The sequence below is a fragment of the Paenibacillus paludis genome (genome assembly GCF_042610515.1).
Taxonomy (GTDB): domain Bacteria; phylum Bacillota; class Bacilli; order Paenibacillales; family Paenibacillaceae; genus Paenibacillus_AQ.
On sequence record NZ_JBGJZP010000049.1, the window covers coordinates 1 to 1,645 of the forward strand.

At 59.3% G+C, this 1,645-nt stretch carries 1 protein-coding gene and 1 pseudogene; both read right to left on the reverse strand.

Going from position 1 to position 1,645, the window contains the following annotated elements:
• Positions 1-1,433, reverse strand: a 1,433-nt coding sequence (locus ACAN56_RS35360; protein ID WP_379148777.1) for a condensation domain-containing protein, incomplete at its 3' end; no start/stop codon positions are given.
• A gap of 8 nt (positions 1,434-1,441) precedes the next feature.
• Positions 1,442-1,645, reverse strand: a pseudogene (locus ACAN56_RS35365) (hypothetical protein); the annotation flags it as partial.

Below are 1,645 nucleotides of genomic sequence, written 5' to 3' on the forward strand. Positions count from 1 at the left end.
TTCAAGGCTCCCAGCAGCGTGCTGCTCAGTGGCCTGCGGTAAATTTTGCTGGCCGCTCCGCGGTCCCTCTTCTTGCCCGCGTAGTTAAACGGCAGCTTGTTTCGGGTATACCCCGCCAATTCGCGGATCCAATATTGCCGGCTCTCCTCGTCGCTCTCCCGGAACCGGTTGATGGCCACATAATCCTTGTAATTGCTATCCAGCGGCTTGACCTCCGCCGGCTCTCCCTGCAGCAGCTGCTGATAAATGCCTGCAAACTCCTGCTGAAAGGACGCCACGCTCCATCCGTCCAGAATCGCATGGTGGACCGTAAACACCATGCAATAATCATGCTGTGTATTCATCCGGAACAAGCGAACTCGCCACAGCACCTTGCCGTCAAACCGGAACAAGTTGCGCTGGTCCTGATCGATATGCGCACGGATGACGCGCTCCTGCTCCTCCCGGCTAAATGAGGAGACATCTTCCACCGAAAGCTCTGGCACGATCCGGGCGTGCACAAGCTGGACCTCTTCCTCGAAATGCGTGAGATCGAAGGTGGTGCGCAGAATCGGATGCTTGTCGGATAACCGCTGCAGCGCTTCTGCGAACCGGTCCGCCGACACGATCCTGAGGTGATGCAAAAACTGATCGTGGTAGATCGGCTCCTCCGGCCGCAATCTCGAGTAGAACACCATGCTCTGTTGAATTTTGCTAAGCGGATACACGTCCTCGTAATCCTCCGGCAGGTGCTTCGCCTGCTCGGAATCCTCCATGATGCGCCGCTTCATCTGCTCCAGCATCTCCCGCCCCGACTCCAGCTGCCGGTCCGGCTTGCGCTCCTGAGATAAGAAGTCGGACAGCTCTCCGATAGTCTGATGCAGGTACAACTCTCTTAACGGGAGATCCGCCTCCATGTCGCAATTCATCCGGCTGACAAGGCGGATCGCCTTGATCGAGTCGCCGCCCAGCACAAAGAAGTTATCGTAGACGCCGACCTGCTCCGCTCCCAGCACTTCCTGCCAAATCTCCGCCAGTTGCCGCTGCGTCGGCGTGCTTGGCGCTTCGTATTCCTTTCCCGCCTGCACCAGCCCTTGCGGCTCCGGCAGCGCCTTGCGGTCCACCTTGCCGTTAGAGTTCAGCGGCAGCTTCTCCAGTTCCACAAAGTAAGACGGAATCATGTATTCCGGCAGCTGTACCGCCAGGTGCGCCCGTAGTTCTACAACCGGAACAGCTTCGTCACTCACGAGATACGCGCACAAGTATGCCTGCCCTTGCTCGTCCTCGCGGGCCATGACCACCGCTTCGCGGATCTGCGCATGCGCCAGAAACCGCACCTCGATTTCCCCGCACTCGATCCGGTAGCCGCGGATCTTCACTTGATGGTCGATCCGGCCCAGGTACTCCAGGTTGCCGTCCGGCAGCCATCTCGCCAAATCCCCGGTCCGGTACATNACCGCACCTCGATTTCCCCGCACTCGATCCGGTAGCCGCGGATCTTCACTTGATGGTCGATCCGGCCCAGGTACTCCAGGTTGCCGTCCGGCAGCCATCTCGCCAAATCCCCGGTCCGGTACATCCGCGTCCCCGGCTCGAACGGGTTGTCTACGAATTTCTCCGCCGTCAATTCCGGCCGGTTTAAATAACCCCGTGCCAGTCCGTCGCC